This window comes from Ignavibacteria bacterium (genome assembly GCA_016873845.1).
Lineage (GTDB): Bacteria > Bacteroidota > Ignavibacteria > Ch128b > Ch128b > JAHJVF01.
In genome coordinates this window covers 1-26439 of the sequence record VGVX01000039.1, presented here as the reverse complement: position 1 = coordinate 26439, position 26439 = coordinate 1, and the positions used below count along the sequence as shown (strand labels likewise).

At 37.3% G+C, this 26439-nt stretch carries 21 protein-coding genes and 1 tRNA gene; 4 read left to right on the top strand and 18 right to left on the bottom strand.

The features are described from left to right. Positions 1 to 555 precede the first annotated feature (555 nt). Together FJ213_08470 and FJ213_08465 are read left to right on the top strand one after the other, a co-directional pair. Complete coding sequence (locus FJ213_08470; protein MBM4176191.1) at positions 556 to 1050, top strand: YajQ family cyclic di-GMP-binding protein; 495 nt, start codon at positions 556 to 558, stop codon at positions 1048 to 1050. A 263-nt stretch (positions 1051 to 1313) separates the two neighbouring features. Further along, entirely contained in the window at positions 1314 to 3740 is a 2427-nt protein-coding gene (locus tag FJ213_08465) for an ATP-binding protein (GenBank protein MBM4176190.1), read from the top strand. Between the two features lie 34 nt (positions 3741 to 3774). On the opposite strand, the gene FJ213_08460 is transcribed toward FJ213_08465, so the two are convergent. The 18 genes from FJ213_08460 to hypA all read right to left on the bottom strand — a co-directional run bounded on the left by FJ213_08460 (position 3775) and on the right by hypA (position 23137). Continuing rightward, positions 3775 to 4398: a class I SAM-dependent methyltransferase gene (locus FJ213_08460; GenBank protein MBM4176189.1), complete on the bottom strand. Its 624-nt coding sequence runs from the start codon at positions 4396 to 4398 to the stop codon at positions 3775 to 3777. Between the two features lie 31 nt (positions 4399 to 4429). Beyond that, on the bottom strand, positions 4430 to 5311 hold the full coding sequence (locus FJ213_08455; GenBank protein MBM4176188.1) for a T9SS type A sorting domain-containing protein: 882 nt from the start codon (positions 5309 to 5311) through the stop codon (positions 4430 to 4432). A 53-nt stretch (positions 5312 to 5364) separates the two neighbouring features. Then, the gene (locus tag FJ213_08450) at positions 5365 to 7518 is read right to left on the bottom strand and encodes a T9SS type A sorting domain-containing protein (GenBank protein MBM4176187.1); all 2154 of its coding nucleotides are present in this window, start codon (positions 7516 to 7518) and stop codon (positions 5365 to 5367) included. Between the two features lie 222 nt (positions 7519 to 7740). Beyond that, positions 7741 to 8829 (bottom strand): 3-phosphoserine/phosphohydroxythreonine transaminase, encoded by a 1089-nt coding sequence (gene serC, locus FJ213_08445; protein ID MBM4176186.1) that lies wholly within the window; start codon positions 8827 to 8829, stop codon positions 7741 to 7743. A gap of 23 nt (positions 8830 to 8852) precedes the next feature. Continuing rightward, positions 8853 to 10085, bottom strand: coding sequence for a DUF1015 domain-containing protein (locus tag FJ213_08440; protein ID MBM4176185.1), 1233 nt, complete (start codon positions 10083 to 10085; stop codon positions 8853 to 8855). 172 nt (positions 10086 to 10257) lie between these two features. Next, the gene (locus FJ213_08435) at positions 10258 to 11412 is read right to left on the bottom strand and encodes an ATP-grasp domain-containing protein (GenBank protein MBM4176184.1); all 1155 of its coding nucleotides are present in this window, start codon (positions 11410 to 11412) and stop codon (positions 10258 to 10260) included. A 100-nt stretch (positions 11413 to 11512) separates the two neighbouring features. Beyond that, positions 11513 to 11986 (bottom strand): hydrogenase maturation protease, encoded by a 474-nt coding sequence (locus tag FJ213_08430; protein MBM4176183.1) that lies wholly within the window; start codon positions 11984 to 11986, stop codon positions 11513 to 11515. A gap of 74 nt (positions 11987 to 12060) precedes the next feature. After that, positions 12061 to 12729, bottom strand: coding sequence for a Ni/Fe-hydrogenase, b-type cytochrome subunit (gene cybH / locus FJ213_08425; GenBank protein MBM4176182.1), 669 nt, complete (start codon positions 12727 to 12729; stop codon positions 12061 to 12063). 9 nt (positions 12730 to 12738) lie between these two features. Further along, positions 12739 to 14457 (bottom strand): nickel-dependent hydrogenase large subunit, encoded by a 1719-nt coding sequence (locus tag FJ213_08420; protein MBM4176181.1) that lies wholly within the window; start codon positions 14455 to 14457, stop codon positions 12739 to 12741. Then, positions 14454 to 15572, bottom strand: a complete 1119-nt coding sequence (locus tag FJ213_08415; GenBank protein ID MBM4176180.1) for a hydrogenase small subunit — start codon at positions 15570 to 15572, stop codon at positions 14454 to 14456. Before FJ213_08415 ends, FJ213_08420 begins: the two co-directional genes overlap by 4 nt. Before the next feature lie 88 nt (positions 15573 to 15660). After that, positions 15661 to 15879 carry a hypothetical protein gene (locus tag FJ213_08410; protein ID MBM4176179.1) on the bottom strand — a complete coding sequence of 73 codons (219 nt, stop codon included), beginning with the start codon at positions 15877 to 15879 and terminating at the stop codon, positions 15661 to 15663. A gap of 207 nt (positions 15880 to 16086) precedes the next feature. Then, complete coding sequence (locus FJ213_08405; GenBank protein MBM4176178.1) at positions 16087 to 17052, bottom strand: sigma-54-dependent Fis family transcriptional regulator; 966 nt, start codon at positions 17050 to 17052, stop codon at positions 16087 to 16089. Between the two features lie 12 nt (positions 17053 to 17064). Next, a complete protein-coding gene (gene hypE, locus FJ213_08400; GenBank protein ID MBM4176177.1) occupies positions 17065 to 18108 on the bottom strand; it encodes a hydrogenase expression/formation protein HypE in 1044 nt (347 codons plus the stop codon). A 95-nt stretch (positions 18109 to 18203) separates the two neighbouring features. Next, positions 18204 to 19295, bottom strand: coding sequence for a hydrogenase formation protein HypD (gene hypD, locus FJ213_08395; protein MBM4176176.1), 1092 nt, complete (start codon positions 19293 to 19295; stop codon positions 18204 to 18206). A 135-nt stretch (positions 19296 to 19430) separates the two neighbouring features. Continuing rightward, a complete protein-coding gene (locus FJ213_08390) occupies positions 19431 to 19712 on the bottom strand; it encodes a HypC/HybG/HupF family hydrogenase formation chaperone (GenBank protein MBM4176175.1) in 282 nt (93 codons plus the stop codon). A gap of 94 nt (positions 19713 to 19806) precedes the next feature. Further along, entirely contained in the window at positions 19807 to 22131 is a 2325-nt protein-coding gene (hypF, locus tag FJ213_08385; GenBank protein MBM4176174.1) for a carbamoyltransferase HypF, read from the bottom strand. Then, positions 22128 to 22781 (bottom strand): hydrogenase nickel incorporation protein HypB, encoded by a 654-nt coding sequence (gene hypB, locus FJ213_08380; GenBank protein ID MBM4176173.1) that lies wholly within the window; start codon positions 22779 to 22781, stop codon positions 22128 to 22130. The genes hypF and hypB overlap by 4 nt, the downstream gene beginning before the upstream one ends. Then, positions 22778 to 23137: a hydrogenase maturation nickel metallochaperone HypA gene (gene hypA, locus FJ213_08375; GenBank protein MBM4176172.1), complete on the bottom strand. Its 360-nt coding sequence runs from the start codon at positions 23135 to 23137 to the stop codon at positions 22778 to 22780. Before hypA ends, hypB begins: the two co-directional genes overlap by 4 nt. Positions 23138 to 23258: 121 nt before the next feature. Between hypA and FJ213_08370 the strand changes: the two genes are divergently transcribed. Continuing rightward, complete coding sequence (locus tag FJ213_08370) at positions 23259 to 26129, top strand: T9SS type A sorting domain-containing protein (protein ID MBM4176171.1); 2871 nt, start codon at positions 23259 to 23261, stop codon at positions 26127 to 26129. Positions 26130 to 26260: 131 nt separating this feature from the next. Continuing rightward, positions 26261 to 26350 (top strand) — tRNA-Ser (locus FJ213_08365). Positions 26351 to 26439: the final 89 nt, after the last annotated feature.

Sequence of the window (26439 nt, the reverse complement as noted above, 5' to 3'; positions counted from 1 at the left end):
CATAGTTTTTAAATAATTCAAGTTGAAGCTCAATGGGTTGACTTAAAAACCTTTCAAGCTTTTCCTTATTGATTTTACTATTTTGCATCTGAGAGACTCCTTTTGTTTGTTTTTTTTATTTTTTAATTATTTAATCTGGGGTCTCTCTTTTTAATTTTCAACTAAGTTTTAATATACACCTCTCATTCGGTTAAACATATAATTATAAGTTATATTGTGTGAAAAAAATTCAATATGAATGTGGTACTATTGACCATTGACAGAAATTTCATAATTCAATTTCTTAAGATTCAAATTCGAATCTTTCCTAAATCACCATATCTCATTTGTAAAATCATAACATTGTTCTCCCCTTCGCATTTTAGTAAAGGATAACATTTTAGTCAAGAGTCTCATTCAGTTTTGATAATTCACTTATATTTTCACAATTAACCATTAACGCTTGCCTTCCCTGTTTGCAACAGGCGAGTTCTGGCGGGATTAACCATTAACCAATACCGTTCTGTTTTGAACTGCACCAACTTATTTCTTAACTTTCACATAAAAAGGAGATCAATGGCACAGCATTCTATGGATATTGTCTCAAAGGTCGATGCAATGGAAGTCGATAATGCCGTTAACATGGCAAACAAAGAAATAAAGCAGCGGTATGATTTGCGAGATACAAACTCGTCAATCGAGTTTAATAAGAAAGAAATGTTTTTGATGGTTCATTCAAAGGATGAATTTCCGCTAAAGGCATGCGTTGATATACTCCAGAACAAGCTGGTGAAAAGAAGCGTCTCGCTGAAAGCATTGAAGTATAACGAGATTGAGCCGGCGGCTTCGGGTGAAGTAAAGCAGAAGATATTATTGCAATCCGGAATTGATAAAGACAAAGCGAGATTAATTACGAAAATGATTAAAGATTCGAAGCTTAAAGTAACATCCGCAATTCAAGATGAGCAAGTTCGAGTAAGCGGGAAAAATATAGACGATCTGCAAACCGTAATTAAAATGATACGTGACGCAGACTTGGAATTTCCGACTCAGTTTGTGAATTATAAGTGAGAAGCATTACAATAGCAAACAGATCCGCCGTTGGCAGGCAAGTGCCACATATGAAGCTGATACTTCGGCAAGCTCAGTACAAGTTATTACTGATGAAAAAGAAGTATTACAATGCCACAAAGGCAAAAAGACACAAAGAGATATTTAAAACTTCTTTGTGAATCTTAGTGCCTTAGAGTCTTTGTGGCAATAATTTTTTAGATTATAAAGTGCAATTAAAATACAAAGCTCAGCTAAAAAACAGAACGTGAAAGGATTTCAATATGATCGATTATGAAAAACTTGGAGTGTTTTACCTCGGCAAAGAATATGACCAAAAGAAAAAAAAGCTGACAGACAATTTTATTCTTTACGATTCAAAAGATTTAACTACGCACGCAATGTGTGTCGGTATGACCGGCAGCGGAAAAACCGGACTTTGCATCGGATTGTTGGAAGAAGCTGCTATCGATAAAATTCCTGCACTTATCATCGATCCAAAAGGCGACCTTTCAAATTTGATGCTTACATTTCCTGAACTTCGAGCAAATGACTTCAAAGATTGGATTAGCGAGGAAGAAGCTTCACGAAAAGGAATTTCTCTCGATGAACTCGCTTCAAAAAAAGCAAATGACTGGAAAGAAGGTCTTGCAAAATGGAATCAAGAACCAAGCAGAATTAAAAAGTTAATGGATTCCGTCGTAACAGAAATTTACACGTCTGCAAGCGATGCCGGCAAACAGATTTCAGTACTGAGTTCGCTGAATGCACCGTCGGAAAAGATTCTTAATGATGAATATTCATTGAGAGAGAGTATTTTGGGAGTAAGCTCTGCACTTTTGAATTTGATCGGAGTGGATGCAGATCCGATCAAGAGCAAAGAGACAATTCTTATATCAAACATTATTGAACATTATTGGAAGAGGAAAACTAATCTCTCTCTTGCAGAATTAATAAATGCCATTTCAAATCCACCGATGAAAAAAGTCGGTGTACTCGAAATTGAATCGTTTTATCCCTCAAAAGAAAGATTCGAACTAGCAATGAAGCTTAACAATCTGCTTGCTTCACCGGGCTTCACAGCATGGATGCAAGGCGAACCGCTCGATATTCAAAATCTGCTTTATACTTCAGAGGGAAAACCGAAGCATTCAATTTTATCCATCGCACATTTGAGCGATAGAGAAAGAATGTTTTTCGTAACTCTGCTTTTGAATTCAACAATAAATTGGATGCGTACACAATCCGGCACAACAAGTCTTCGTGCAATTTTATACATGGATGAAATATTTGGTTACTTTCCACCGACTTCGAATCCTCCATCAAAAACTCCAATGATGACTTTGCTAAAACAGGCACGTGCATTTGGAGTTGGAGTCGTGCTTGCAACTCAAAATCCAGTTGATCTTGATTACAAGGGACTTTCAAATATTGGAACTTGGTTCATTGGACGATTGCAAACCGAACAGGATAAAAATCGAATCATGGATGGTCTGCAGACAATTTCTAAAAGCGGCGGTGCAGCCGTTAATGTGAAAGAACTTGATGAATTGATCTCGAATTTAGAAAGCAGGGTATTTTTAATGAATAATGTTCATGAAGATTCGTCTGTGATCTTCCACACTCGTTGGGTTATGTCTTTTTTAAGTGGGCCGTTAACCCGAGTTCAAATTTCTAAACTGATGAAAAACAAACTGAAAGAAAGCTATTCAGTTCCAAAGAAACCAGTTGAGGCAACTAAGGCAGGATCTGTTTCTTCCCAGCCTTTAATACCTAATGAAATTGATCAAGTCTTCATCCCATTGAGAAGCAGCAAGCCAACTGAAAATTCTAGTCTTCATTATAAACCTTATCTGTTGGGTAAAAGTAAAGTTCACTTTTCTTCTGCAAAGCACAAAATTGATCAAACGCTCGATGAAACTCATTTCTTCAATCTTATCGAAACTGCAGAAATGATAAATTGGGATGATCAGGAATCTTTTGAAATACATGAAGAAGATTTCACAAAAATGAAAGAGTTGGATGAAGCAGAATTTGCAAATCTTCCGGAAGGAATAACTATCCCGAAGAATTTCGAAACTCTAGGAAAGGAATTGGAAAATTATTTATACAGAAACTCATCGATCAATCTTTTTTCCGAAAAACTGACGAAAACCAATTCAGAACCGATGGAATCAGAGAGGGATTTTAGAATTCGACTAACCCATTCGCTTCATGAGCTTCGTGATGAAGAAATCGAAAATTTGAAAAAGAAGTACGAATCGAAAATCAATTCGCTTAACGAGAAAATTCGAAAAGCTGAGCAGCAGCTTGGAGTTCAATCTGCACAATATCAGCAGCAAAAACTTGATGCGGCGATTTCACTCGGTGCAACTGTACTCGGAGCGCTGTTCGGACGAAAAAGTACAAGAGGTACAATCGGACGTGCGGGCACCACGATCTCAAAAACATCACGTACAATGAAAGAGAAGCAAGATGTAGCTAATGCGGAAGAAAACATCAAAACACTGAATCAGCAAATTTCCGATTTGAATTCGGAACTCGAATCGGAAATTTCACTTATATCTGAAAAATATGATACCGATAAATTTGAGCTTGAAGAAATTAAGATCCGCCCGAAGAGATCTGATATTTCGGTGAAATCTCTTTCTCTCGCGTGGCTGCCTTATTGGAGGGAAAAGGATGGAGGGAATTTGGTTAGTGGTTTTTAGTTTTTGGTATGAAGTTATTAGTTAATTGGAATAGTTAGAAAACACTGGTTGAGATAAAAAACTTTTTACCTTGCTTGATCGGTAATTCATAATTTTCAATTTCTCGAAGTCCATGCTTGCGAGTTATTTCCATAAACTCAGCGGGGTTGATTAACTTCAAAACATCAGATAATTTTTCCAAACTTTTGTAAGGAGAAGGGGTAGCAACACCACAAGATTCACTTTCCATTTGAAGACAAACCACGAGTTTTCCATTCGGATTTAAAACCTTTTTTATGCTGCCCAAAGCTTTCTCAACATTAACGTACTCAAAAATTAATGAGCCAAAAACTAAATCAATCCTTTGGAAAGGTAATTCACTTTTTGAGATATCCAATTCAATTAGTTCGAGATTTGGGATCAATTCCGCATATCTCTCTTTTACAATCGAAAGATATTTTGGATTAATATCTATCCCGATTACTCTTTTCGTGATAGTCGTATCGATGTGTTCAAAACCGTTTCCCGTACAGCAGCCCAAAATCGCAATCGATTCCGGTTTGTATTTGTCGCACGTATCTTTAAATATCTTATTCAATGTTTGAAGCTGTTCAATCTCCGGAGAAGACATGTGAGCTTCGTAGTCATCAAATGGAATATTCAGCCAAGGATTAGGCATGTTGAAAATATATTTTCAGTAAAATTAAAGCTTATTTCAGAAGAAGCATCTTTTTATTTTGTTCGAAGCCATCCACTGTAAGGCGATAGAAATAAACTCCGCTTGCTAATCTTCTGCCACTGGGATTTTCACCCTTCCAAATAATGTTGTGCTTTCCAGCGGGTAAGTTTGAATTCAACAGAACATCTATCCTCTGACCATTCGAATCAAGAATTTCGAGTCGTGTCATTGCTGATCTGTCGAGCGTGAATTCAATATTTGTCTTCGGATTAAATGGATTCGGATAATTCTGTTTCAAATCGAATTTTATTGGTTCGATGTCTCCAGCAACAGATGTGGAAATTCCTGTGTTATAAATCACATAACCATAAGCGCCAGTATAAGGGTAGGCAAATCTCGCAAAAACAGCTTCCAAGATACCATCATTATCTATGTCATAAATTGTTGGAGCAGTAAAAGAAAAATTCGGTTCGTTCAGAGCAAAGAGAGTTACCTTGGAAGTTATATTAATAATTTTAACTGTCTGACGAATCGATGTTGTTCCAATATATCCAAGAACATAAAATTCAACTAAGTTATCTCCGGTTAAATCTACTCCAACAGAATAAAGAAGATTTCCTGCTGCTTTCTCTTCAGCAGTAAAACTGTAGGAATATTGAACCGTCCCGCCGTAGTGCGAGCTGTAAACTTCGAATTTCGTTGTGTCTAAAGTATAAAATCGATATTCCCATTTATCCCCAAGCTTTTTAAATGGTACCCAGCCTGCTACTCTACTTGAATCAAAATTATTAATTTGGAATTCCTGGTTCCACTGAGCGGAGACATTTAAAGATGAAAAAATAATAATAAAAAGTACAAAAAAGTTAATTCCAATTTTCAATTTAAACCTCAATAAATAAATTAGTGCGAGCAAAGATAGTTAAAAATTCAATAAGTTAATTCGTGAAGTTTAAACGTGAAGTATTCTTACTTTAAGTAAATGGTCTTGATCGTTTTTTGAATGTTCCCAGCATTAAGTCTAATAAAGTAAACTCCAGATGAGAGATTTAGATTCTGATGTTTCGTATCAAAGCTTACAACATGAGTTCCTGATGAAAGTCTCCCCTGTGATATTGTAATCACCTTCCTTCCGATTGCGTTGAATAAGCCCAATTCAATGTCTGTTGTTTTATTCAATACAAATTCAATAGTCGTAGTGCTATTAAATGGATTTGGGTAATTTTGTTTAAGTTCAAGAACCTGAGGTATGGGATCATCCAATTCAACGAATGTGGTTCCTGCATTAGTAGTTTTGAATATTAATCCTCTATCGCCAGTAACATACCAAATCAGGGAGCTTGCTTTGAATATAGATTCTAATCTTCCGTTAGTCATCTTTGGAAGACTTGCCCAGGAATTTCCGCCATCAGTTGTTCTTAGAATCGTACCTTCTGCTCCACAGAGCATACCAAAATTTTCGTCAGCAAAAACAATAGAAAGAAGCTCTTTGTCAGTTCCGGAATATTGTTCAAACCATGTTATACCAGCATTGGTAGTTTTAAAAATCTTTCCAGACTTACCGCAAGTCCATCCAGTGTTATAATCGATGAAGTGAATCCAATTCAGCCAATCTCCGAAACCGAGAATATTCGGGTCATAGTACTGCCAATCGTATCCTCCATTTACTGTATATCTTAACACGCCAGTTCTTCCCGAAGCCCAACCTCTGGAATAATTCAGCATATTCACATGCAATGGTACTGCTGCATTATAGGCATCCGACGGACGCCAAATGTGCCAGCTTTGTCCGCGATCCGTAGTTTTCAGAAATACAGGCTGGCTCCAATATCCTCCAACCACCCAGCCATTGTACGAATCAAAGAAATGCAGACTAAACAAATCATCCATTTTATTCAATGCATCATAGTGATAAAAGTACCATTCATTTCCACCGTTTGTTGTGTATGAAAAATATCCTGAATCGCCGACAGCAAAACCATTGTTCGCATCAAGAAATTGGATTGCATTTATGTCAGCAGTCATAGGTTGATTCCATCTGTTCCATGTCGGAACTTTTGTCCAGCTGAATCCTCCATTCGTTGTTTTTAACAATACTCCTCTATCGCCGGCAATCCATCCGACATTTTCATTTATGAACCAGCTTTTGTTCAAATATTCATCATTGCCCTGATTCAATTGTGTCCATGAAGTTCCGGAATTGGTTGTCTTCAAAATTGTTCCCCAATCTCCCACTGCAAAACCTTCCTGGTTAGAGATGAAATGGACACCAAATAAAGTTCTCCATGTCGGACTGTTTTGAAAAGTCCAGGTATTTCCTCCATCCGTTGTGAAAAAGAGCCGCGATTCATTTCCAACAATCCAACCTCTATTCTCGTCTTTGAAATAAACGGCACGAAAATTTGATACCGAGATTGTATTTGCAATAATATCCCAGCTCAAACCGCCGTTTGTAGTTTTTAAAATCAATCCTGAATCTCCAACAGCATATCCACGCAACGCCGATGGGAAGAATATATCGTAAATATTTTTCTTTACTTGTGAAAGTGGAAATGCCGACCAATTACTGCCAGCATTGAACGTGCGAAGCATTACGCCGCTGTCACCAACGGCAAATCCTTTTTGATCATCAATGAAAAATATTGAGTTTAAATCTCTAATTGTATTTGAAGTCTGCGAAGAGAAACTGTAACCATTCGATGCATAAAGTATTGAACCTGATTCACCCACCGCCCAAGCTCTATCCCAGCGGAGAGCAAAGACTTTTCTTAAATTTTTGTTAGTGGGAGAGGACTGACAAGACCAATTATATCCCCCGTCAAATGTCCGAACAATTTCACCGTTATCACCAACAATCCATCCGTTATATTGATCTGTAAAAGTAATTGACTTAAAATCCGTATAAATGTTCTGAAGCCGGTGAGTAATTTGCCACGCGGAACCGTTATTGGTTGATTTTAACAAAGTTCCAAGTTCACCGCATGCAAATATAGTGTTGGAGTTGTAAATGTGTACGTCAAAAAGATTATTATTTTGAATCGACGGATTACTCCAAAAATACTGGGAAACACAAATAGTGTTTGCAGTGAAAAATATTACAAGACTAAACCAGGTAATTTTCATAGAAACAAATACATTCTAAAGGTTTTTCATTTTAGCTTTTTAACTTATTATCGGAATAAAATAAATTGAATTCAGTCTAATTAGTTCTCCATCATGATTTCTCTAAAAATAAATTTGGAAGAACCATCCCCACCTTTGCTAACTTTTCTTCTGATGTTTTCCGAAATAAAAAAGCTATCCCAATTCAAAAATCAGGATAGCTCAAATATTCCTATGTCTATGTTAAGAATTCTTTTTCTGGAATTCTTTCATGAAATCTACTAAGTCTTTTACTCCCTGCAGTGGAAATGCATTATAAATCGAAGCACGCAATCCGCCAACAGATCTGTGTCCTTTTAATCCAGCAAAACCTGAATCTGCAGATTCTTTCACAAATTTTTTCTCAAGCTCTTCTGATGGAAGTCTGAATGGAATATTCATTTTAGAGCGGCTCTCTTTTTCAGCATGTCCTGTAAAATATCCGCTTGAATTGTCAATACAATCATACAATAATTTTGCTTTCTCATCATTCAGTTTTGCCATCGCATCGATTCCACCATTTTTAAGAAGCCATTTCAATACTAAACTTATTACATAAATGCCAAATACCGGTGGGGTATTATAAAGTGAGTTATTCTCAACATGAGTTTTATAATTCAACATGGTGTGAAGTGAATCTGAGCAACGAGCCATCATATCATCTCGAATAATTACCAACGTTACTCCCGCAGGGCCTAAGTTTTTTTGAGCCCCTGCATAAACCGCTGCATACTTTGAAAAATCAACTGCTCGAGAAAATATATCCGAACTTGCATCACAGATCAATGGTACATCTCCGACTATTGGTTCAGTGAAAAACTGAGTGCCGAATATTGTATTGTTCGATGTGAAATGAACATACGAAGCTTCTGGATCGAATTTCATTTCTTCCTGTTTCGGAATTCGTTTGAAGTTTTCTGATTCTGTTGTTGCTGAAATATTCACCGTTCCAATGCGCTTAGCTTCTTTCACGGCTTTTTTTGACCACGCACCAGTAACGATATAGTCGGCTTTGTTTTTCAGCGGCATAAAGTTCATCGGTATCATTGAAAATTGCGTACTTGCGCCACCACCAACGAAAAGGATGTGATAGTTCGCAGGAATGTTTGCGAGTTTCCGCATGTCTTCAATAGCACCGTTCAGCATGTTTTCAAATGTGGATGATCTGTGGCTGATTTCAAGTACAGACATTCCGACACCTGGAAGTGAAACAAGATTTTCTTTCATTTCTTCCAATACTGGTTCTGGCAGAATCGCTGGGCCTGGATTCAAATTATATACTCTTTTTGTCATATTAACCTCAATTACTTTTTTGATTAAATTAAATGTATTAAAAGTCCATCTCTTAGTTTTGGCTCAAACCATGTTGATTTAGGAGGCATTATCTCTCCTGCGTCCGAAATTCTCATTAAATCTTTTACCGAAACCGGAAACATAGAAAATGCTGCAGCAGCTTTTCCTGAATCAACTAATTTTTCTAATTCTGTTGTTCCTCGAATTCCTCCGATAAAATCCACTCGTTTATTCGTTCTTGGATCGTCAATTCCCAAAATCGGTTCAAGAAGATAATTTTGAAGAATGCTGACATCGAGATTATCTCCGACATTTGATGTTCGCTTCACGTTCTCATTTGGTTGAAGATTGTACCATTTTTTGTTGAGATACATTCCAATATTTCCAGCATCATCTGGTGAAGGAGATGATGTTTCACTCAAAACGAAATTTTCTTCTACCTTATTAAGAAAATCGGATTCACTTAGTCCGTTTAAGTCAAACACAATCCTATTGTAAGGTAGGATTTTCAGCTGTTCTGCTGGGAATAACACTCCGATAAAAAAGTTGTAATCTTCTGTTCCATTATGATTGGGATTATTTTCTTTTCTCCAAGTACGAGCCCGGCTTGCACTCGCAGCACGATGATGACCGTCAGCAATGTAAATTTTATCGGTTGATTTTATTTCACTAATTATCAATTCATTATAACCTTCAGGTACAATCCAAATTGTGTGCTGAACATCATCGACAGCCGTAAAATCATATTCTGGTTCAGTTAAAATTATTTTCGATACCGCATCGTCAATTTTAACACGGTCTTTATATGTCAAGAATACTGGACCTGTTTGTGCTTCAGTAGTTAAAATATGATTTGTTCGGTCATCCTCTTTTTCGCGGCGGGTTTTTTCATGTTTTAATATTACGTCATTGTCGTAATCGTCAACTGAGAAAGTAGCTGCAATACCGATCTGTTTTTGCTCTCCCATTACTAATCTATAAAGATAGAATTTTTGAGAATCATCTTTAATCAAAGGAGCTTTTTTCCTGATTTCATCCAAATTAGCTTTCGCCTTTTGATAAATTTCTTTTGAATACTGATTAGTTGACGGATCAAAATCTATTTCAGCTCGTGTTATTCTAAGTAAAGAAAACTCATTTCCACTAGCTAATTCCATTGCTTCATCTCTGCTCACAACATCGTACGGAACACTTGCAACAAGATGTGCTTTCTCTTTTGTTGGTCTTAATGCTCTGAAAGGTTTTATTACTGCCATTATTTCCTAATTAAGGTTGGTTATTAAAATTTTTCTATACAAAATTCGGAAAAATTTCAGAAAATTTCTACAAGATTAATCGATTGAGGGTATAGGAGTGAATCTTAAAAAGATTCTATCTTTCAGAATATTTATATCATTTCCTGAAGATAGAATCTTTCCAGAAATTCAATTATTCGAGAATAAATCTAGTCATATCAAGCACTTCTTCAAGTTCTGGCGACCTTACGATGTATGCATAATTTCCCATTGCACGGCTGAATGCTACGGGCATCTCACCATGATAAACTATTTTATTACTGAACCTATGAAGAATTTGATCATGCGAGTGCATGAATATTCTATTGTATTTCCTCCCGATAAATGTAACGTGATATTTCCTGCTAAATGAGTAAGTGAGCGAATTTTGAGTGATTACAGTAGCCCACTCCTTGTAGATGTCAACATCGCATGCATAATTAAACATGTCCGTAGTTAATCCTCCCGGTGGACGGAGATTTATTTCCAGTGGAATTAATTTCTCTTCTTTCGTTCGAAAAAATTCCAGATGGAAAAACCGTTTCCGCAGTTTGATGTACTTTAAAATCTTTTTTCCGGCATTAATCAAATCTTCGGGTATTTCTCGAAAAGAAAAATAGTAAACGTTAGTATCATCATTTACAATTTCCATAACACCGCTCGAATATTGATGCGAAGTGAAAAATATTGGGCGGCTGTCGGAATCGACTATCCCATCAAAGGAAACAATTTTGCCTTCAATGAATTCCTCAAAAATGAAATCTCCAGGCGGCTTGAACTTGAAAAAATTTTCTAAATCGAACCTTGTTTCTAATTTGAATGTATCGATTGCACCTACACCTTTGTCTGGTTTTACAACGACAGGATAACCGACTTCACTAATAAATTCCTCGGCTTCCTTTTGAGAGTGGATGACTTTACCCTGAGCAACCGGAAGTCCACAATCCAAGAAAATTTTTTTCATTGAAGACTTTCTGCTCAAATAATTGAACTCGTCTGACCGAATCCCATCTATATTAAAATCATCTCTAAGTTCAGCTTCTGTCTCAAGCCAATACTCAATATGAGAATCGATTCCGTCGATCTTCCCATATTTGTTAATAAAATATCCAACCCCTCTCATGAGTTGATCATAATTGTGTAAATCATCCACCTTGTAATAATCAGTCAGAGATGATCTTAATTGAGTATCTAGATTTTCAAAAGATTCATCGCCGAGCCCGAGTACATTAACTCCGTGTTCTCTCAAGCGAACACTGAAAAGACTATAATTCGGCGGGAAATGCGGGGATAAGTGTATATAATTCATTTAATTTTAATCTTGTGTTACGTTAGTACAAGTTAAGATAATAAATTTTTCACAGGAAATTCAAGGAATGAATTTTAAGAAAATGCTTCGACGGTTAAAATCAATGATCGGATTCAGATATTTTCTTAATTATTACCTTTACCTCATGAATTACTTTCGGGATGGAATCCGCCACTTCCTTCGATAATTCCATCCCCATATTTTGGAACTGAGCTACCGAAATTGTAATCAAGTAAATTTTTGGAAAGGAATTGAGCAACTGTGCAGATTCGAGAAGATCTTTCAAACCAATATCATGTGCACTCAGTGACTTGGGAAAATCTTTGGAAAATTTTGGTTCGATGATAGCAACTTCACCTGCAGGTTTACCATCTAAAGCGGCATCGATTAAAATAATTTTTGAATAGTTTTCAAAATATGAAAGCAAGTGAAATCCGCCAGTCCCACCATCGAGTACTTCAACATTTTCAGGCAGTTCAATTTTTGATAGTTCATTAATTGAACTAATTCCGACTCCTTCATCTCCCATTAATACATTTCCCACACCGAGAATTAAAATTTTATTGGTATTCATAATTTTGAGTTCAAGATAAAATAAAGGCGGGAAAAAATCCCGCCTTAGTCATCTACCATTGTTTCGCGGAGGTTTTATTCATGCTTATCTATAAATTTCCATCCCCCCACCATTGATGAGGTGACTCCCCGTCTTTCGACGTAGTCATGATAGAAAACAAGATAAACATGAATCATTGAGAAGATGATGAAGAACCACATCATAACATGATGCCATTGGCGCACGGCAAAATCTCCTCCCATAAGAGGAACAATCCACGTAAATAATTGCGGCAGCCATGAATCGCTCATTGCAGCATACATTCCAAAACCAGTTGCTGATTGGAAAAGAAAAACTAGGAACGTTATAAAATAGGTCACACCAGCAAGTGAGTTATGTCCTATTGATTCAAGAGGTTTACCTTTTGTTTGGAGAATGTCCACTTTAAGAACATCTACCATCTCGTTAAATTGTTCCTTCTTTGTAGGAATAAAATTGTGCCAGTCAGAATATTTATTTCCCACAAATCCCCAATATATTCTGAAAAGAAAATTGAAGAAAAAGAGAAATGCTGCAACAAAATGAACAAATCGAATTGTTCCGAACCAATAGCCAAATGAGGCTTCTGTACTGCTTTGTACAGCCGGCGGACTTCCAATCATATATCCAGTAACGGCAAGTGCAACAATACAAAAAGCATTCAGCCAGTGATAAAATCTAACTGGAATCTGCCAGACATATTCTCGAGTAATACTTTCTTTCATCTTTTCCTCCTAAAATGTCTGAAGCTGATGTACATAAGTTCCCTTTTCGTCGTACAAATGAACAGCACATGCAATGCATGGATCAAATGAGTGAATCGTACGAAGTATCTCGAGCGGTTGTTCAGGATTTTTTACAGGAGTTCCTATCAACGCAGCTTCATATGAGGACATCTGTCCAGCAGCATCGCGCGGAGATGCGTTCCAGGTTGATGGAACAACTAACTGATAGTTGTCAATTTTTTTATCTTTGATCACTATCCAATGAGCAAGTGCACCACGTGGGGCTTCACTTAAACCAACGCCCTTCGCTTCACTTGGCCAAGTTTCTGGCTCCCATTTTTCATTGTTGAATGTCCTGGTATCTCCATTCTTGATATTCGAAAGCAGCTGTTGATAGAATTCTTTCGCCCATACTGCCACCAAACGCGTTTCAAGTCCCCTAGCTGCTGTTCTTCCGAGTGTTGAGAAAAGTGCTGCAGCTGGGACATTCAATTGCTTCAATGCTGAGTTAACAACTTCTTTGATATCTTCTCTTCCTGAGGCATAACCGACAAGTAGTCTTGCCAAAGGTCCGACTTCCATTGGATTTCCTTTCCATCTTGGAGTTTTCAGCCAGCTGTATTTTCCTTTTACATCAAGTTGATCGTACGGCGGTTTTGGACCAGTATAATTGAATTTTGTTTCACCAGACCATGGATGCCGTCCAGCATTATCTCCATCAGAATATTCATACCAGGAATGAGCGATGAATTCTTTGATTTGTTCGATATCCTTTCCATCAACTTCAAAGACTTCAGCGAGATTTCTATTCATTACAACACCGCGTGGAAATTTGAATTTTAACGGATCGTTGTATCCATGTGTTGGCAAATCGCCGTAAGCAAGATAATTGGATAGTCCACCGCCAATTCCACCCCATTCCAAATAAAATGGAGCAACAGCCATTAAATCAGCGAGATAAACTTGTTCAACGAATTGTTGTGCGTCGTCTAAAAGTTTACCAACCATCGCAAGGCGCTCTGCATTGATGGCATTGGCTTCGTCAACATTAATTGAGCAAGGTACACCGCCAACAAGATAATTTGGATGTGGATTCTTTCCGCCAAAGATGGTGTGAATTTTTATCACTTCTTTCTGCCATTCAAGAGCTTCGAGGTAATGTGCTACACCAATCAAATTAACTTCGGCAGGTAACTTATAAGCTTGATGTCCCCAATATCCATTCGCAAATATTCCAAGCTGTCCGCTGCTTACGAATGCAGTCAGTCTTTTCTGTAAGTCAGAAAAATATTTCGGTGAGCTTTTCGGATAGCTGGAAATCGCCTGAGCAATCTCAGAGGTCTTTTTGGGATCTGCCTTTAATGCACTGACAATGTCGACCCAATCGAGTGCATGCAGATGATAAAAATGCACTACGTGATCTTGAAGATACTGAGCACAGAACATAAGATTTCGAATCAATTCTGCATTCGGCGGCACTTTAGTATTTAGTGCATCTTCAACTGTTCTAACTGATGCAAGTGCATGAACCGTTGTACAAACACCGCAAGCACGCTCTGTAAACGCCCATGCATCACGTGGATCACGCCCTTTCAAAATAATTTCGAAACCGCGTACCATTGTCCCTGAACTATAAGCATCGACAATTTTTCCGTCTTTAACTTCTACTTCGATGCGAAGGTGTCCTTCAATTCTTGTAATAGGATCAACTACTATTCGTTTACTCATGATTCACCTCCTTTTTCCTCAGCAACCATATTATTATTTATTCCCTCTCGAATTAATTTTCTTTTTCTAATATTAGTTGAAACAGCATGAGCTGCAATACCGGCTGCGGTGACAGCACCAACCGCAACACCGATTTTATCCGCGGTCGTTTCAATTCCAAATCCAGGGAATGAAGGCAAATGATTATAGAATGGACCATTATCCCAGAAATTTGCTTCGCTGCATCCAATGCATCCATGTCCAGATTGAATTGGAAAACTTACCCCTTCGTTCCAACGAGTTATACCACACGCATTATAAGTTACTGGTCCGCGGCAGCCCATTTTATATAAACAGTAACCGCGTTTTGCATTTTCATCATCGAACGTATCAACAAAAAGCCCAGCATCATAATTTGGCCGGCGGTAACAAGTATCATGCACTCTGCGCGAATAAAATGCTTTCGGTCTTCCCAAGCCATCTAATTGTGGAATTCTATCGAAAGTTAACAAGTGAACGATTGTACCAGCCATTACTTCACCAATTGGTGGACAGCCAGGAACATTAATTATTGGTTTACCATTTATAACACTCGATACAGGTTTAGCTCCAGTTGGATTTGGGCTTGCAGCTTGAATACATCCGTTCGATGCACAGCTTCCCCAAGCGACGACCGCTTTCGCACCTGCGGCTGCTTCCTCAATGATATCTATAGCAGATCGTCCGCCTATGCAGCAATAGATTCCATCATCATAAACCGGGACGGAACCTTCCACGAGCATCAGATATTCACCTTTGTATTTCTTCATTGTGTTGTGCAGGGCTTCTTCAGCTTGATGCCCAGCTGCTGCCTGAAGTGTTTCAGTGTAGTCGAGTGAAATTTTATCAAGAACTATATCGGATACAATTGGATGTGCAGTTCTGATAAATGACTCGCTGCAGCAAGTACATTCTTGAAAATGAAACCATACGACAGGTATTCTAGGCTTTGTTTCCATCGCTTTCACAACTTTCCCTACTCCGCTCGCCTCGATTCCAATGAAGGCAGACATCCATGCACAGAATTTTAGAAAGTCTCTTCTGCTATAGCCGTTTGCCTGCATTTGTTGCCAGTAAGTTACGGGCTTATCACTCATTATTTCCTCCATATTAATGATTAAAGAATTTCAGATTAATGATATAAAAAAGCATTTTTCAATAATTGTGTTTAGTTGTTTCAAATTCTTATGATTCCCAAAATGGATCATTCTCTATATCCTCAATTAAAAAATTTACTTCTAACTTCAGTTTTTCTACGAGGTGGGCTTCGTTCAGAGTTCCAATTGGGATATCCAAAAAAGTAGGGGCGATTGAGATTTTGGCGAATTGTTTTCCCTGATTTTCGAATGTTTCAATAATCTCGCCATGCAATATTGCTTGATATTTAGAAATTGAATCACTCATCTTTTCAATTTCATAAGTAATTCAACAATAATGCCGATTGCAAAATATTTGTTTTTATGGAATAAATAGCCGCAGGAAATTGGATTATTGCGGATTGTCGTATGATAGTCTGCGGAAATCCGTGTATAAAATCAGATATGCGAGCAGAATAAGAGCAAATTTTAGGAGAAAAGGTACTGAGCTGTGAGAATTTGACTTACGAAGGAATTATGACAAACTATATTTTTTAATTTTATCTCTTAATGTCGATAAACTCAAACCAAGCTTTCTTGCAGCAGCAGATTGATTATGATCATTTTGTTTCAATGCTTCGGAAATTAAATTGTGTTCAAGACAAGCAACAATTTCTTGAAAAGTCATTCCATCACTACTGAAACAGTGGTTGCATGCTTTGATCAACAATTGGACAGGATTTGATTCACGGATTTCAGGAGGAAGATCATTTTCTTTAATCTCACCGAGTGAAAAGAGCGAAAGTCTTTGGGCGGTATTGCGTAATTCTCTTATGTTTCCAGGCCAGTTGTAATGTATCAAATGTTTGAGTGCTTCATTTGATAAAGTCAACTCCTTGTACGGTGCATAATGTTTTAAATAATGATTAAATATAAGCGGAATGTCTTCTGGGCGTTCTCTCAACGGTGGAATATAGATCGGAACAACATTTATCCTGTAAAAAAGATCTGCACGAAAATTACCTGCATTGACATGATCTTTTAAATCAATTTTAGAAGCTGTTATCAACCGAACATCAATTGGAATTGTATCTACTCCGCCAATTCTCATAATTTCACGAGACTCCAGAACTCGCAGCAATTTTGTTTGCAAGTGTAATGGGAAGTCATCGATATCATCCAAAAATATGCTCCCTCCGTTTGCAAGTTCGAATAGACCTTTTTTCTCATAACTTGCACTCGTGAATGCACCTCTTTCATGACCGAATAATTCACTTTCAAGAAGTTCCGAAGGTATTGCATTCAATCCTACTTTTACGAATGGATTGTTTCCTCTCGAACTTGTTCTATGAATATATTCTGCGAACAGCTCTTTACCCACTCCAGTCTCTCCGATCAAAAGAATTGAACTGTCTGAATCAACGACTTGCTGAATCTTATGCAGTATATCTTTGACCTTTTGATTTTGAGTCAGGAGCGTTATTGATTGGACTTGTTTCATAAAAAGTTACCTTCAGCAAATTCTTGGCAGCTGTTCTCCAGAAATCATATCAACAATGCGTTTACTACCGATTAAAGTTTTCATTAAAACTGTTTTGGGATTTTCCTGTGTTACTCTTCCTATGATTTGCGATTCTCTTCCATACTCATGTTGTCTCATTATCTCTAAAACTTTTTTCGATTCCGATTCAGGGACAAAAATAAGGACTTTACCTTCATTTGCAATGTAGAGTGGATCAAATCCCAATATTTCACAAGCTCCCTTGACTTGTTCGGATAAAGGGATTTTATCTTCATAAATTTCAATTCCAACATTAGCCGCTGAGGCAATCTCATTCAATGCGCTAGCAATGCCTCCACGTGTTGGATCCCGCATGACGTGAACATTTTTTGTTACTTTTAAGATTGAATCGACTAAACCATTCATTGGAGCTGAATCACTAACAACTTCCGTTTCGAATTCAAGTCCTTGGCGTGCTGACATAATCGCAATACCATGATCTGCTATTTTCCCGTTCAATAAAATTACATCACCAACTCGACAATTCTTTGGGAAAATGTCTATCCCGTTCTCAATCAATCCAACACCAGAAGTACTGATGAAAACTTTATCTCCCTTTCCTTTATCAACTACTTTTGTATCGCCTGTAACTATTTTAACGCCAGCTCTTTTCGCTGCCTCATTCATTGACAATACTACTCTCCATAGCTGCTCAATCTCAAATCCTTCTTCTATAATGAATCCGGCAGAAATGAATAGAGGTTTTGCTCCGCATACTGAAAGATCATTAACGGTTCCATTTACAGCGAGATCGCCTATATTTCCGCCAGGGAAAAAAATCGGATTGACAACATACGAATCTGTTGTGAACGCAAATCTATTTCCACCAATTGTAAACATCGCTCCGTCATGCTGAACATCGAGAAGTTCATTGTTAAACTGCGAGAAGAAGATCTTCTGCAGTAAATGATGGGAAAGTGTCCCGCCGCCGCCATGAGCAAGAAGAACTTTGTCATATTCCGATTTTGGTATTGGACAGGAAAGGTTAAAATCCATTACAACTCACAAATAATGTAAAATGAAAATTGCAAATTGAAAAATTGTTCTTCTTGTTCACCATTAACTTTTGACTATTCATGATTAACGATTTACTAATTGGTGCTCTTTTTATAATGAAAATAGGCTGCACATGCACCTTCAGTTGAAACCATTGGTGCGCCAAGCGGATGTTCAGGTGTACATTCTTTTCCGAATGCTGAACACTCAAACGGCTTTTTTACTCCTTGAAGAATATTTCCGGCAATACAAAGCGGTGATTCGCTAACTTCTATTCCTGCGACATCGAAAATTTTCTCAGCATCATAATCTGCATATTTATTTTTTATTTTATATCCGCTTTGTGGTATTATTCCAATCCCGCGCCACTTCCTGTCGGTTATTTCAAACACTTCAAAGATAACTTTCTTTGCTTCGATGTTCCCATCTATTCTTACAACGCGACTGTACTGATTAACTACTTCACATTTTTCATCTTCAAGTTGCACGACACAGCCGAGGACTCCCTGTAAAATATCTATCGGTTCGAAGCCTGTCACAACAATCGGCACTTTATATTTTTCAGCTATGGGAATATATTCTTTATATCCCATAACCGTACAAACGTGACCAGCTGCTAGAAATCCCTGAATAGAAGTATTGGAACTTGAAAGAAGTGCATCTATCGCAGGCGGGACTAAAACATGCGAACATAAAATTGAATAATTCTCCAATCCTCGTTTATGTGCCTCAATAACGGACATAGCATTTGCTGGTGAAGTAGTTTCAAAACCAACAGAAAAAAATACAACTTTTTTATTCGGATTTTGCTCAGCAATTTTCAATGCATCCATCGGTGAGTAGACCATTCGGACATCGCCGCCGTTCGCTTTCACTGACAATAAATCAAGTCTTGAACCTGGCACTCTTAACATATCACCGAATGAAGTAAAGATCACATTTTTTTCAGATGCAATGGCTATTGCTTTATCGATTATTTCAAGAGGTGTGACGCAAACTGGGCAACCAGGCCCATGAATTAAATTGATTTCACTAGGCAGCAATTCATCAATGCTGTATTTCAGGATGGTATGAGTTTGCCCGCCACAAATTTCCATTATGTTCCATGGTTTTGTTATTGAAGATTTAATCTTCTGCGTCAGAACTTTTGCTGAATGTGAATTACGATATTCGTCGATGTACTTCATTTAGGAATTGAGAATTGATCCGTTAGCCAACGGATTGAGAATGTAGAATTTTAATAAAGAATTATTTAATGAAAAAATTTGAATCACTAGTAAATCTGTTGATTTTGAATAGTTTTATAAAACTTTTCGAAATCTTTATTTTTTTTGATTATTAAATTTTTCAATGTCATCCTGTGCATTCAAGTCTTCCAATTCGTTCATTTCTTGCAAAATTTTCAAAGTTTCCTGTGCCTCATTTTCATCAATAACATTCAATGCAAATCCAACATGAACAAGAACATAATCTCCTACTTTGGCTTCAGGGACCCATGCAAGTGAAATATCTTTTTTCACTCCTCCGAAGTTTACTTTAGCCATTCGGAGCTGTTCATCGCCGTCATGAATTATTTCTATCTTACCTGGGACTGCTAAGCACATTACATTTTCTCCACAAGAATCTTATTAAAAACTTTGGTTAACATTAATTGATTGAAATATAGAATTTTTATCACTTAAAAGCATATCAAATCGCTCAATAAATTCTAGTATAATTCAAAGCGGCGATTTGTCCAAGTGATATTCCCCCGTCATTTGGTGGAATACGCTGGTGCCAATAAACTTTAAAATTATTTTCACGCAATTTTTTTATAGTTCTTTCAAGTAAAAAAGCATTTTGAAAACAACCACCGCTCAAAACAATCTTTTCTTCGCCGATCTGTTTTGCAAACTGGACTATTAATTCCGCTAAGGAATTATGAAACTTAGCTGAAATAATTTCGCTCACAATTTCCTTATTGAGGTCATTTAAAATTGCTTCGATTAAAACACGCCAATCGAAAATAAAAATCTTTTCTTCTTTCAATTCGATTGGATATGTATCGATGATACTTGGGTCTGCATTAAACTCCAGCATCATAGCTGCTTGCCCTTCGTAATGCGAGCGATGGGCGATTCCGACTAAAGAGGAAACTGCATCGAACAGTCTGCCTGCACTCGATGTCTGTGGGCAATTGAAATTTTTTCCGAGCATCTCTCTTAATATTTTTAATTCCACTTTTGTGAATCCAGAATTGAGAAATTCATTTGACCCTGAAAAAATTTCATCTTTATAAATTTCATAGAGAAGTCCGAGTGCACTCCGTCTTGGTTCTTTAATAGCAGTCTCTCCTCCCGGCAATCGAAATTTTCTAAACTGTCCGATGTGCTTATAAGAACTATCATCAGTGCTATAGAATTCTCCCCCCCAAATAGTATTATCAAAACCAAAACCTGTCCCATCCCAAGAAACTCCGAGTGCTTTTCCTTCGATCAGATTTTCAGCTCTGCAAGAGGCAATATGTGCAAAATGATGTTGAACTTCTTCGATTTTAATATTTTGCTCCTTTGCAAATTTGGTAGATAGATATTCCGGATGAAGATCGCATACTAATTTTGAAACTTTACTTTCATACAAATTCTGAAAATCTTGTACGACTTTTTGAAAAGTGCTATAGGATTCATTCGTTGATAAATCACCAATATGCTGACTGACGAAAACATTATTTCCGACTTTCAAAGCCACAGAATTTTTCAAGTGACCGCCGACTGCTAAAACATCCTTGGCATCCGAGCTATTAACCTGTATTGGAAGCGGGGCATATCCTCTAGCGCGTCTAAGAACCATTTCCCGTCCATCAATAATACGGACAATTGAATCATCGGTGTGCCTAACAATAGGACGATTATGTAGAAGAAAATAATCTGCGATTCCTCTTAATCGAGTAAGTGCTTCAAGTTCATCAGTGCACATCGGTTCTTCAGATAGATTTCCGCTTGTTGCAACAATTGGAAAATTTAATTCACACATTAATAAATGATGAAGCGGAGTATAGGGAAGCATTGCACCAAGATATGGATTGTTGGGTGCAATATCGTTTGAAAGTGCAGAATGTGGAATCCGGAGTGCGGAATTAAGGGAAGGATCAGTATTCCGGTTTTGGAACCTGACACTCTGATTTTTTTTGAGTAGAACGATGGGTGCTTCTGCCGAGCATAATAATCTCTTTTCTAACGCGGAGACCTCGCAGTACTTTTCGATTGAATCCAAATCTTTGAACATAAGGGCAAAAGGTTTTTCTTCGCGGTGTTTTTTTTCGCGCAATCTTTTTACTGCCTCATCATTTCGGGCATCAACGATCAAATGAAATCCACTCAATCCTTTTAATGCAATTATTTTACCTGCTACAATTTTTTCAATAGTGATCATAATTGATTCTTCATCACTGCAAATAGTTTCACCTGAATCACTCCATAGTTCGATATGCGGTCCGCATTTAGTACATGCAATCGGCTGAGCATGGAATCTTCTATCTAAAGGATTTTCATATTCTCCCCTGCATTCTTCACACATTTCAAATACTTTCATTGAAGTATTTGGCCGGTCATAAGGGATTGATTCAATAATTGAAAATCTTGGTCCGCAGTTAGTACAATTGATGAATGGATATCGAAATCGTCTGTCATTAGGATCAAACATTTCAGCTAAACAATCCTGGCAAACAGCAATATCCGGAAGTATAATTGTTGTTTTCAATCCGCTTGATTCACTTTTTACAATTTCAAATTTGTCATAACCCCTCGGATCAAGAAAAGAAAATTCTAAGCTTGTGATTACAGAGATTGGAGGTTTCTCTTTTTCAATTCTAAGAATAAATTCATCGAGTTTAGATTTCGTACCTTCAGCTTCGATGAAAACCCCGAGCGGAGAATTATTTACAAAACCAGTAAGCTTCAATTCAGAAGCAAGGCGGTAAATGAATGGTCTGAATCCAACTCCCTGCACAGCACCGCGGATGATAATCTTGGCGAGTAAAGTCATTTACGAATTAGATTCGATTTGAGCCAAGTAATCCAATTTTCAATGCCCTTATCGGTCGTACACGATGTTTCAAAGACTATTAGATTAGGATTGATAGATAAAGCATTTTTCTTTAGTTCATCAAGCGAACAATTTAAGTAAGGAACAAGGTCAATTTTATTTATAACAAGCGCAGAGGCATTTCTGAACATTGCTGGATATTTGAGCGGTTTATCGTCTCCCTCTGTTGTGCTAACTACAACAACTTTGAGATCTTCTCCAAGGTCATATCCAGAAGGACAAACAAGATTCCCGACATTTTCAATGATTAGAAGTTCTCCAGATAACTCTTCAAGCTGAGCAAGTGCATCACGCACCAAAACGGCTTCAAGATGACATGCGCCATGCGTAACAATTTGAACAACCGGGATACCAAATTTTGCAACCCTTTCTGCATCCAAGCTTGTTTGCAAATCTCCCTCGATTACTGAAATCTTCATTTTATCCTTAGCGAGTGCGATTGTTCTTTCGACTAGACTTGTCTTGCCAGAGCCAGGGGAGCTAACGAGATTAATAACGAATAAGTTTTTTTCTTTAAAGAGTTTTCGATTCTGATCAGCTATGGCGTCATTCTTCTCTAAAATTTTTCTTTCAACAGTAATTACACTCATTTGCTCCCCTCTGGATCATTAAGTTCAATTTCAAGTACATTTAATTCTCTGCCGCTCTGAATTTTTAAGTTGAAGCCGCTACAATTTGGGCAGACAAAAATCGTATCTTCGAGTTCAGAATTCTTATTACAATCTGCACAAAAAACTACAAGTGGAATACTTTGGATTTCGAGTTTGGTACCGTCAAGATTTGTATTCGCTGTAATCGCTTCAAAGCAAAACTCGAGTGAGTCGGTAAGCACATTACTCAATTTTCCAATGGCAACTTTCACAGAACGGACAGAATTAGTTTCACCTTCAGATATGTGCTGATTGACGATATTTACTATTTCTTGTGCTATTGAAAGTTCGTGCATTTCACTCAAAAATTTTATCTCCAAGATAAATCAATAAAGCACAGTGTGCAAGTTCCAACCGTCGGTTATTGACTAAATGCAAATAAAAAGATAACTTATCAACAACATTTGGGAGACTAAAATGAAAAATATACTTGGCAATATATTTTTCTGGTTGTTTCTAATTCTTGGGAATTTCAATGCTTACTCACAATTCTCATCAATCACAAAATTCCAACATTCAGATGCAAATATAAGAGAGACTCATCCAGTCGTCATTTCTTCGACTAAGATTTTAATGACTTTTGAAAAGCTTGATTCTATTTTCACTTCTTTAAGCACAGATGGAGGAAATACTTGGCAGACACCAAAATATGTAATTAGAATGCCAAAAACACATTGGCCGTATACAGCATTAAGGACAAACACTGGGAGAATTTTACTCGCGTATTCCACAAACTCTGCGATTAATATTTATTATTCTGATGACGATGGATTAACATGGAATTGGCCAACCGTTACAATGCCAGATCCAAGGGGCGTACAAGAAATATCAATTGCTCAATCCTCGGATAATACTATTTGGTTGAGCTATGGAATTCCTGAACAAGTGTATTATAGAAAAAGTACTGACGACGGAATGACATGGCTGGCAGACCAAACATTTTCCGCTGAATCTTGGATTGAAAGATATCTAACGATCATCGAGACAACAACGAATAATTACATCGGAATTTTTCAGGATAATTCATCGGGTAATTTTGATTTCTATAAGAAGGTTAGCACTGATAACGGGAATACTTGGTCTGCCGCAACAAAAATATTAGGCAGCTCACTTAATGAAGAAAGACCAAGAGTTTTAAAGTCGAATGATGGAACTTTATGGGTAGTATACCAGATGCAAAAACCAACTGTCCTTCCAGATTTCAAGCAGTACGACATTTATTACACTAAGAGCACTGACAATGGCATTACTTGGCAGACAAGCACGCAATTCACACGTTACATTCATGACGATTATTTTGCAAGTGCCGTAATATTTGGAAATTCTCCATTCATTACATTTAGAACATTTCAACGTTTTCCCGACCAGCCTCTACACTGTATTGCGCTGGCGATTATCAATCAGACCTTGGATATAAATCCACCTCCGTTTATCTATTCGGCTGCTGCTTATTTTCCTGATGAATATCATCCAATACTTTTACGTGCGATTGCAATAGATGATGATGCAATTGCTAATGTTACTGCAAAGTTTCAAGATGGCACCTCCGCATTGCTTTATGACGATGGAACTCATGGAGATAGTTTAGCCAACGATCATATCTTTACTACTTCAATTGATTATGAATTGCTAAAATCTAAATTTGATGCGATGGATGCTAATAACTTAAAATTACCTTTGAATAACAGCGGGATTATCGGAGACGTGTACATCACCATTCCATACGAAATAATTGCAACAGATGTAACGGCTAAATCCGTCATTGTTTCACAATCAATCCAATATCAATACTGGGGAAAACAATTCGATGGCCACGGAATAATTTTCTCTGGTGGATTTTATTTATCCGGATTAACAAATGGACAGCTTTGGGCAAATGCAGTAGCTTCGGCAGATAGAATTCGAGACTATCAAGCAGGCAAAGTCGGAATGAATCCCAATGACACACGAAACAAATTGTATTTCGTCTCAAGAACAGATCCTCCATTTGGCTCATCGTGGCAAAATTGGCGGAATGCAGTTGCACTTGGCGCCTATTTTTATGATGGAGATAATGACGGAATTTATAATCCTATTGATAAAAACAGTAACGGAATTTGGGATGCAAATGAAGATATGCCGGATTTATTAGGAGATAAAACTGCTTGGTGCGTTTATAATGATGGTGTACCTGCTTCAAAGCGTAGATACAACGATGTTTCTCCTCAGGGAATTGAAGTACGGCAGACTGTATTCGCATCGAACAGAGATCCGAATCTTTCAAACGTAATGTTTGTTAGATACTCATTCTTGAATACAGGCTTACTAAGTCCAATTTTAGACAGTGTCTATTTTTCAGTTTGGTCTGATGTTGATCTTGGCGATTACACAGACGATCTCGGTGGATGCGATACTCTCCTAAATACTGCTTATGTTTACAATGACAGCTCCGATGGAGAATATGGAATAAATCCACCGGCAATTTTCTTGAACCTTTTGCAAGGTCCAAGCTATTATACTGGAAATAACTCTGACACTTCTTATAATATGAACGGTCAGATCAGAGGAGTAGCAAAATCGATTGGATATAAAAATTTGTGCATGACATCCTCCAAAGTAATTTATCGATCTCATCCGACGTATGGTAATCCTGCTAAAAAGACTGAAGCGAGGAATTATCAACTTGGATTAGATTATGCAGGTAATAATCTTAATCCTTGTGTTATTGGAGTTTGGAATGTTTATGGGATAGATTGTAATACAGTGAATCCAATTTTTATGTTATCGGGTAATCCAGTAACAAATACCGGTTGGCTTGATATCAGTCGGAATGATAAAAGAGCTCAGGCAAACACAGGACCTTTCAAATTAGAAGTGAATAAACCTATCGATATAATTATTGCATATACAGTTGGACGCGGAAGCGATTTTTTAAACTCAGTAACGGTCGCAAGAAACATCACCCAAAATGTAATAATTGAATACAAGAATAACTTTGGTACGATAACCTCAGTGTATGAGCCGCAATCTAGTACGATAAATCATTTTTATTTGGGACAAAATTATCCTAATCCATTTAATCCTATTACAAATATCAAGTACCAAATTCCAAGCGCCAACAAGGTATCATTGAAGCTATTCGATATTCTGGGAAGAGAAGTTGCAACACTCGTTGATGAAATTAAAGAATCAGGGAATCATAATTATCCATTCTCAATTCTCAATTATCCATTATCGAGTGGAGTATATTTTTATCAACTTCGTGCAGGTGAATTTGTGAGCACAAAAAAAATGGTCATTCTGAAATGAGATTAAATAGACAGGATCTCAATCAAAACGAGTGTAATTTTGTTTTAGAATGATAAATTTTTATTTTTGCACTGTTTATAAACCTTCTTTGAAAAGAACATAACTTTGCAAGAATCAATTTGCATTAACCTGGAGAGATGGGTGAGCGGTTGAAACCAACGGTTTGCTAAACCGTCGTACGGTGTAAAGCTGTACCGAGAGTTCGAATCTCTCTCTCTCCGCTCTTAAGAAGTGTTAGGTTAATTCTTAAATCTTTCTTTTTTACGAGTGGTTGAAGGCAATCCCGACTTGTCGGGACTAAACCGTCGTA